Below are 9,174 nucleotides of genomic sequence, written 5' to 3' on the forward strand. Positions count from 1 at the left end.
GAAGCATGTCTTCGAGAGCGGCCGCCTGGGCGCGATTCAGCCCATCGGAGCAGCTCCCGGACAGTTCACTGCCACCTCCAGCTACGTCTACGGCGTAGGCGCCTTCCTCCTCGCCGGCTCTGAACTGGTGCGGTATGCACCGGCTGCCAAGACGCATGCTGTGCTCCAGATCAACAACCCCACCAGCGACGCTCGTCGTGATGAAGTTCTCGACCTACCGCTCACGGAGGTCAAGCGCCATATCGCGATCGATCCCGCGAAGCTCGTCGCACGCGACCGTCTCACCGGCAAGCGCCTTCTCACCCAGGTCTATGCTTCCCTTCCTGGCGGAGCACCCGATCGCTTTCTGATCCTTGACGACGTTGCTCCCGGAACCGCCACAGGCATCGATCTTGCTGTAGAAGAGGACGCCCCGGCAATGGCCTCCAGAGTGACGGCGCGTGATGTTCCCGAGCGTATGGATGACTTCGTGTGGGAGAACAACCTGGTCGCTCACCGCGTTTACGGCCCTGCGCTGCAGGCGACCGGAGAGATCACGTCAGGCATCGACGTCTGGTCCAAGCGCGTGCCGAACTTCGTCAGCACCGCCTGGTATGCCCGCGACRAGGAAGCCCAGCGCACGCACAACCCTGCCCTGTCCTATCACCACGATAACGGGGATGGTCTTGACTCCTATGAGGTTGGCCCCGCCCGCGGTTGCGGCGGCACTGGCATCTGGGTTGATGGCAAGCTGGAGAATTCGAAGAACTTCACCCATTCGAAGATTCTGGCCACCGGCCCCATCCGTGTCGACTTCATCCTGGAGTACGCTCCCTGGCCTGCGGGGACAAAGACCGTCAGCGAGAGTAAGCGGGTTACGCTCGACGCCGGCACGCGCCTGAACCATATGCGCTCGACCTTTACCTTCGACGGAGGTGGAACCATCACCGCAGCCGCAGGCCTGGGTACGCATAAGGACACCGAGATCAAGCAGCTGCCTGAAAGCGCCGCACTCTCTGTGTGGGATACACCTCAAACAGCATCAGCCGGACGTTTTGCTACAGGTATTATTCTTTCCGGCAAGCAGCCTTATCGCTACGAAAATGTACCCATGCAGGGCAAGACACCCGGCGATGCTCTTCTGCTCTTTACGGCCCGTTCCGGCGTTGCTATCGACTACTACGCAGGCTCCGGCTGGTCACAGGATGACATGCCTGACTTCGCTACCTGGAACAGCTATCTCGCAACCCAGTCCAAGCGGCTGCAGGCCCCTGTGAAGGTAAGCTGGCTCGCGCGCTAAAGCTTCCGCAACCAATAGAAAACGGCCCGCGAGATACTCGCGGGCCGTTTTCTATTGGCGCTGCACGAAGAAGCCACACTGTTTAGATGTGCGGCTCCCATCCCTTCTCGTACTCGCGCTTGCGCATCTTCGTCGCTTCTGCATCATCGACGAAGGCGCCGGTCTTGGTGTCGAGCTTCAGTTCGCGGTTGAGCTCCCACGCGATGTTCGACATCAGCAGAATCGCGACCGAGGTGCTGGCGTCCCAGATCGGCGAATTCAGTTTGGCTCCRGTACGGATACCGTCGATGAGGTTGGCAAAGTGCAGGTCCGTCATCGAGTCGCGTCCGACCAGGTCGGCGCTCGATGTCTTCTTGTCCTTGGGGATCTTGTACTCGTTCACAAGCTTGCCCTTCAGGTCATGCACCTCATAACCATCGCGGTCCAGGATGACGGTCCCTTCCGTGCCGTGAATGGCCGAGCCACGATCACGGTTATAGAGAGGCATCCCGTTCGTGCTCATGTTCTCCCAGGAGATCATCTTGTCGTCGTACTCGAAGCTGGTCACCAGGGTGTCGTAGAACTGCCAGTCGTCCTTGAAGTGATAGCGTCCACCGGATGCGGTGATGCGTTGCGGCCAGACGGTCTGCAGCGCCCAGCGGCAAACATCCACTTCGTGCGTACCGTTATTCAGGGTTTCGCCCGTGCCATAGATACGCAGCCAGTGCCAGTTGTAAGGATGAACGTTGTCCTTATACTGCTGGCGCGGAGCCGGTCCCTGCCACAGATCCCAATCCAGGGTCGCCGGCACCGGGGCCACCTTACCCGTCCCCATCGTCTTACGTGTATTGCAGTACCAGGCCTTGGCGTAATACGCGCGTCCAATGAGGCCGTTGTGAATCTTGTCGATGATCTCGATCGAGTGCGGCGATGAACGCTGCTGGTTGCCCATCTGCACCTGCTTGCCCATCTTCTTCTGCGCGGCAACCAGGAGCTCGACCTCGTGCGGATTGTGGCTGCAGGGCTTTTCAACGTAGACGTGCTTGTCGGCCTGCATGCCCAAAATAGCAATCGGTGTGTGCCAGTGGTCTGGGGTCGCAATAGTGATCGCGTCTACGTCTTTCGATTCCAGCAGCTTGCGGAAGTCCTTATCCGCCTTAGGAGCCGCTCCCATCGACTTCTCTGTCTCTCCGGCGTATTTCTGCAGGATCACCGAGTCCACGTCGGCCACGTGGGTAATGGCCGCGTTTGCCTTGTTGGTGGTCAGCGCCGACAGGTGGGCATAGGCACGGCTGTTCAGACCGATCACACCAAAGTTCACCCGCTCGTTCGCGCCGATCACGCGAGCATAGCTTTTTGCTGTGGAGCTCACCGCAACGCCCGCGGCGGCTGTAGTCACTAATTTTGAAAATTCACGACGTGTAAGCATAACTTCTCTCCTGCGCTGGAGCAGTTCTCCTGAAGGTGTAGAGCGGAGTGTTTGCAGTTTGCGCCGTTTTCCTTCGAAGAAAACGGCATTCACTGATTTATCCAACACTACAGTATTAGGAGAATTGCGCTAGGCGCTGTATCCCATCTCGTTCAAGGTCTTGCGCATAAACGCAAAGCTCTTCAGCACACCCGGGAGCGGATTATCGCCGTTGATCTCATACTCCAGATCCACATCACCCTGGTACTTCATCGCGATCAGGGTCTCGAAGATCTTACGCACCGGCATCACACCGTCGCCCACATCGCACTGGCTCTCCTTCTTCTTCCCATCGGCCAGATCCTTCATATGCATGTCGAGCAGTCTCGGGCCAACCTCACGCAAGGTTGCAGGAATATCGTCGCCAGCGCGCATGGCATGGCCCACGTCAACGCAGCAACCGACGCGCTTGTCCATCTTTCCAATCAGCTTCAGGATGTCGTGCGGCGACGGCCACTCCTTATCCTCAGGGCCATGATTGTGAATGGCGAGGCTGATGTCGTACTTCTTCACGAAGCTCTCGACACGTTCCAGAGCAGCGTGCGATGGCGAGCCAATAATCAGCTTGATACCGGCGGCCTTTACGTACTCGAACTTCTGCCGGATATCTTCATCCTCGTCCTTCGGGAAGTAGATCGTACCCGCGCCCGTAAGCTTGAGGCCTGCAGCACGATATGCTTCCGCCTGTTTGGCAGCGGCGCCTTCCGGCGTCATGGGAAGGTGGACGTCCTTCAGGTTCAGATACGGCGTCTTGATCTGCTTCATAAAGCCGATCAACTCTTCCGGCTTGAACTTACGGAAGGTATAGCTTGCAATTCCCAATTTCAGGGGGGCGGGGCCTGCTGCCATTGCCATTCCCGGAGCCATGAGACCCGCGGCCGCCAGACTGCCCATCTTCAAAACATCGCGACGTGTCGACTTCATTCTTATCCTTATCTCCTTAGGTCAGCTTGACCATAGCGCTGCTGTTGTCCATCCACCAGGAATAGGTTGTTGCCGGTCTTGTTCACGCCGACATTGGTGTATTTACGCACCTCAATGTAGCCCTTGGTTCCCAGAAGGAACAAGCGGCCATCGCCCCAGGTGCCGAGGCCATCGGGGGTGAACCAATCCAAGCGAACATAGCCAAAACCCTTATTGCCGCGAAGCACCATGTCGCCGAAGTCCTGGAACTTCGGGTGCTCCGGATGAGCGATGTTGGAGATCTGAGACTCTACAATCTCCGCGCTGGTGCTGCCGGTGTAGTACAGGAACTGGTCAACCTGGTGCGAGCCAATGTCGCACAGAATGCCGCCGTACTGCTCCGGAACCCAGAACCAGTCAGGACGCGGATCAGCGCCACCATTGGCGCCGCCACCGCCCTGCACGATCTGATGGGGAGCGATATTGATCGTCTGGATCACCTGGCCGATGGCGCCTTGCCGCACCAGCTCTCCAGCCTTGATCGCTGACTTCACTTCCAGCAGTTCGCTGTACATGATGGCGTAGATCCGCTTGGTTTCCTTTACGGTCTTGCGAACAGCCGCAAGCTGCTCCAGGGTCGTAATGCCGGGCTTATCGGAAAGGAAATCCTTGCCTGCCTTCATCGCACGAACGCCCAGCGGAGCACGCTCGCTCGCAATGGCGGAGCTCATCACCAGCTGGATGGAAGGGTCGTGCAGGATTGCATCTTCCGATTCCACCTGCTTTGCATCCGGATACTGCTTCTTGAAGCGCGCTACCTTATTGGGCTCGGAGCCATAGAACGCTACCAGTTTGCCGCCGCCACGGGTAATGGCGTTCACCATGCCATAGATGTGGTCGTGGCTCATACCGCATACAGCGAAGTTGATGGAGTGCTTGGGTGCGTCGTTTTCCCAGGCAGCCGGAGCCGCTGTCTCGTGCACCATCGGTCTGGCACCGAGGGGCTCGGCCAGCCCCATCTCCGCGAGGCCGCCCATCATACCCATGGCGCCAGCGGTGCGAAAGAAATCCCTACGATTGAATCCGTTCATCGGAAAAACATCTCCATTGATTGCATTTCAGTATTGGGTCTTGATTGCTCTTTGGAAGAAGAAATCGGGTCGGCGGAATTGTAGCAAGTCACAACAATCTCTGGCCCGTATAAAGATTCCCGCCTGCCGTTGGACCTCACAGACAAAGACGCGCCAGCCCACACCTTGGTTGAATTGATTTTTATATAAATCAATAGCCGAAAAATAAAAGGGGTTACGCGCCGCCGAACCGTTTCAATAAAAAATCTACTTGCAAAGTATCTCGTATAGATGTTTCTATTCTCTCCGCAAAAAAAACTAACCCACTGGATCGCCCTGCTTTTGGCAGTGATCGTGGTCTTCTCCGGGACGACGGCTACCGCACAGGACACAACAGCTACGATCGTGGGCTCCGTCTCTGACCCTTCCGGAGCCGCCGTTGGAAATGCGGACGTCACCGTAACCAACACGCAGACCAACATCGCTGTCGACACCAAAACAACGGAGTCTGGCGCCTATACCGTTCCGAACCTCATCCCCGGCACCTACAACATCAGCATCAAGGTGCAAGGCTTCCAAACCATCAGCATCCAGAACGTCACAGTAGCCGCAGGTGATCGCCGGCGCGCTGACGCGGCGCTGGTTGTCGGCGCCGTCAATGAAACCGTGGAAATCACTACCGCCGCACCGATCCTGCAGACGGATGCGTCCTCTGTCGGAGGCAACGTGACAGAGCGCGCCGTACAGGATCTGCCTCTGAACGGCCGCAACTTCATCAACCTCGTACAAGTCATGCCAGGAGCGACCGAGGGCGCACCGAACAGCATCAACAGCGGCAATCGTCCGGATGACCGCCGCCCTTCGTCTTCGATCTCCATCAATGGTCAGTCTGAGGTTCTGAACGACCAGCTCGTCGACGGCCTCGACAACAACGAACGTGTCATCGGCACGATTGGCGTACGTCCGTCGATCGATTCCATTCAGGAAGTACGCATTCTGACCAACAGCTTTTCGTCTGACGGCGGCAGAGCAGGCGGCGGTTTGATCAACGTCATCACCAAGAGCGGCACCAACAACTTTCATGGCTCGCTGTATGAGTTCTTCCGCAATGACAAGCTGAACGCCTACGCTTATCAGTTCGGAGCTCAGGCTGCGAAGCCACGACTGCGGCAGAACCAGTTCGGCGGCAGCCTTGGTGGGCCGATCTTCAAAGACAAGGCCTTCTTCCATGGCGATGCGGAGTTCTTCCGTCTGATCAAGGGAGGCCTGCCGAGTAACCTGACGGTTCCTACCGCCTACGAACTCGCGCACCCTGGAGATTTCTCCGATGCAATCCCGGCGTCGGGATGCGCCACCATCGCGGCCACCGTGGTCGATCCGACGCAGTCGCACACCACTGGCTGCGTCTACGATCCAAACCCGGCGTCACCTGGTTATCTTCGCAGTCCTATCGCGGGCAACATTGTTCCGAGCAGCTACATTGACCCGGTTGGACTCGCTTATTTCAAACTTTATCCCTCACCGAACACGGGTAAAAACGGATACGTCGGAACGCGAAACCAGCAACAGTACTCTACGGTGTACGACGTTCGTGTCGACTATCACTTCGACACCAACAACCAGATCTTCGCTAAGTACATCGTCAACGACATCTTCACATTTTCACCTGGATCACTTCCCATCTCCAGCGTGAATGGATTCGCCATCGATCCACAGACCGGCAATGGATTCGGATCTGCTCCACAGATCGCACGCAACACCGCGGTGATCTACACGCATACCTTTACCTCAAACATGCTGATGAATGTCGGCGCGGCGTGGACCCATATCAACAACGCATCGTATCCGCTGAACTATGGCGTCAACCCGAACACCAAGCTCGGCCAGCCGAATGTCAATATCAGTCAACTGACCTCAGGCCTTGCGGTCGCGTTGCCTACGGGGCTAACAGGCCTTGGAGGCGGCAGCAACTTCGTGCCGCTGCAGAACAAGGACAACAGCTATCAGCTCAATGGAAATATCTTCTATAACCGCGGGAACCACAGCTTCCGTTTTGGCGCCGCGGGCATCCGCCGTATCGCGCTAAACCTGCAGGACAACCAGGGCGAAGGCAGTTGGACCTTCCGTATGGGCGCTCCTGGCTTGCTGATGGGTATCTTCTCGGCGGCTACACGCAACAACAACCTGTATCCGCCTACGTACCTGACCTGGGAGCCAAGCGTATATGTCCAGGATGACTGGCACGTACGTCAAAACCTTACCCTCAATCTCGGTGTTCGTTACGACATCTATACCATGTCTCCGGTAAACCTGAAAAACCCACCGAACATCGCGATCTATGGCAACTGCTCCTCCGTTCAGGCAGCGAACGGAACCAGCGGTTGCGGTACAGCCTTTACTCGGTTCAATCAAGGCATGCCATCGCCAAACCAGAACCCGAGCACCGCCCAATCGGCACTCGTCGGCTCTATCCCTGCAACTGTTGACTACAACTTCCGCTCCGGATACCTGGAACAGTTCAACCTCACGGCGCAGAAAGACTTCAAGGGCAATACCTTGACCGTCTCCTACGTCGGGCAGTTGGGCCGCCATCTTTCCACCGGATTCGACATCAACCGTGCACCGCTGGGAAACAAGAACGGCTCACAAACGTTGCGCCGTTACTACTCGGTATTGCCGGGAGTCACGACGATTACCCGTAGCTATGCCACGGGCGCTTCGTCCTACCACTCTCTGCAGGCTGTCATCGAGCGCCGCTTCCACAATGGCCTCGGCTTCAACGTCAACACGACCTGGGCTCATCTGCTCGATAACGCTCCAAACATCAATGGACAGAGCGGAAACGGCGTCGGCCAGGTGTTGGCGACACAGAAGTTCGATGACTATGGCAATGGCGATCTCGATGTGCGCAACCGCATTGTCGTTACGGGTAACTATGCATTGCCCTTCGGCAAAGGAGCGCACGGACTTCGTGGCGCGCTTCTCGGCGGATGGCGTACAAACGTCCTCTATCTCTGGTCAACTGGTATGACGTTCACCGTTCTTAACTCGACCAATGTCAGCGGCACCAGCCCCGGTGGTTCGGCTGACCGGCCGAATGTCAATGGAGACCCCTTCCAGAACATCACCCCCATCTTCTCGGGAGCCATGCAGTTCTTCCGGGCTTCCGCTTTCTCTGCCCAGAGCGCGGGCGACGTAGGCAATGAACGCCGTAACCCATATCACGGACCGCACTTCCGGCACTGGGATATGTCGCTGTTCAAAGAGTTCGCGGTCTATCGTGAAACTCACCTGCAGTTCCGTGCCGAGGCATTCAACATCGCCAACCAGGCCAACTTCAGCAACCCTGTTACCGGGCTCGGTTCCACAACGACCCTGGGAGCTCTCACCTCGACACTTCCCTCGTATCAGCCACGTCTGATTCGGTCACACGGCAGAGGCCCCTCGTCGTCGGCTACTTTCCTCAGTGGCAGCTTTATGCCGATACACCTTATTCCGTAAAAGCCCTTGATCAGAGTGGCAGCGCCAGGCTGCTGGATCAGATCAATTATGCACAGGGCTTCGTCAAAGAGGGTCACTGCTCCGTCGCTGATCCCAATGCCGACCTGAATACGGTTTTCAACGCCGCAAACAGCGTCGATGGCATCGCTGATGATCCTGCATCGCATTTCCATGGCTACTTCCACCAGATACAGGAGTTGAAGCGGAAGTATCCGCACCTGAAGCTGCTCATCTCTCTGGAAGGCCGAGCTGCTGACTTCGCCGCGGATGCTCAACCCGCGGTCCGCAAACAATTTGTCCACTCCTGTATCGATACCTTCATCCGCGGCCATTTCGCGGAAGGCATCAATGTATCGGACCTCTTCGACGGCTTCGACATCGACTGGGAGTCACCTCACCAGGAAGACGCGGAAAACTTCCACGAGCTCCTACGAGAATTCCGGGAACAGATGAACGCCGTACGACCGGGATTGAGGCTTTCTATCGCGGTCGGTCCGTCGCCGCGCATGCTCGGCGGGGTCGATTTCCGATCCATCATTCCCTACCTCGACCAGGTGGGCGTCATGTACTATGACTATGCCGGTCCCTGGATGCAGCGCTCCGGCTTTATCGCACCGCTCTTCCGCGATCCGGCACATCCGGGCGGAAGCATCGACCGCGGCATGAACGACTACATCGCCGCCGGTGTCCCGGCACACATGTTGCTGATGGGCATGCCCTTCTACGGATACGGCTGGAAGGTTCCGGAGGGCGACAATCACGGTCTCTTTCAGGATGGACCAGGTATCCGCAGCGAAGACTATCCTTATCACCGCATCCGGAGCATGAAGGGCAAATACGTCCTCTACCGTGATCGCCTCTCGCACGCTCCCTGGCTGTACGACGGGGATACGTTTTTCACCTTTGAAGACACCGCCTCGCTCAGCTACAAGGCGGCGTACGCTGCGAAACATGGACTTGGCGGAGTGATGATC

At 57.3% G+C, this 9,174-nt stretch carries 5 protein-coding genes and 1 pseudogene; 3 read left to right on the top strand and 3 right to left on the bottom strand.

Going from position 1 to position 9,174, the window contains the following annotated elements; translation table 11 throughout:
* Positions 1-1,279: DUF4861 family protein (locus tag AB4043_RS18160; protein ID WP_442307704.1), on the top strand; the 1,279-nt coding region annotated here is incomplete at its 5' end.
* Positions 1,280-1,361: 82 nt separating this feature from the next.
* Here the strand turns inward: AB4043_RS18160 and AB4043_RS18165 are convergent.
* From AB4043_RS18165 to AB4043_RS18175, 3 genes are all read right to left on the bottom strand, one after another.
* A complete protein-coding gene (locus AB4043_RS18165) occupies positions 1,362-2,687 on the bottom strand; it encodes a Gfo/Idh/MocA family protein (protein ID WP_442301329.1) in 1,326 nt (441 codons plus the stop codon).
* Between the two features lie 129 nt (positions 2,688-2,816).
* Positions 2,817-3,650: a sugar phosphate isomerase/epimerase family protein gene (locus AB4043_RS18170; RefSeq protein ID WP_442301328.1), complete on the bottom strand. Its 834-nt coding sequence runs from the start codon at positions 3,648-3,650 to the stop codon at positions 2,817-2,819.
* Between the two features lie 8 nt (positions 3,651-3,658).
* The gene (locus tag AB4043_RS18175) at positions 3,659-4,720 is read right to left on the bottom strand and encodes a Gfo/Idh/MocA family protein (protein ID WP_442307705.1); all 1,062 of its coding nucleotides are present in this window, start codon (positions 4,718-4,720) and stop codon (positions 3,659-3,661) included.
* A gap of 327 nt (positions 4,721-5,047) precedes the next feature.
* Here AB4043_RS18175 and AB4043_RS18180 point away from each other — a divergent pair, with 327 nt between their 5' ends.
* Together AB4043_RS18180 and AB4043_RS18185 are read left to right on the top strand one after the other, a co-directional pair.
* Positions 5,048-8,200, top strand: a complete 3,153-nt coding sequence (locus tag AB4043_RS18180; protein ID WP_442307706.1) for a carboxypeptidase regulatory-like domain-containing protein — start codon at positions 5,048-5,050, stop codon at positions 8,198-8,200.
* A 5-nt stretch (positions 8,201-8,205) separates the two neighbouring features.
* A pseudogene (locus AB4043_RS18185) lies at positions 8,206-9,174 on the top strand (glycoside hydrolase family 18 protein); the annotation flags it as partial.

Source organism: Terriglobus sp. YAF25 (assembly GCF_052113305.1).
Taxonomy (GTDB): Bacteria; Acidobacteriota; Terriglobia; order Terriglobales; family Acidobacteriaceae; genus Terriglobus.

Coding starts and splice junctions, on each gene's coding strand:
- AB4043_RS18170 (WP_442301328.1), bottom strand. CDS start 3,650: ATGAAGTCGACACGTCGCGATGTTTTGAAGATGGGCAGTCTGGCGGCC.
- AB4043_RS18175 (WP_442307705.1), bottom strand. CDS start 4,720: ATGAACGGATTCAATCGTAGGGATTTCTTTCGCACCGCTGGCGCCATG.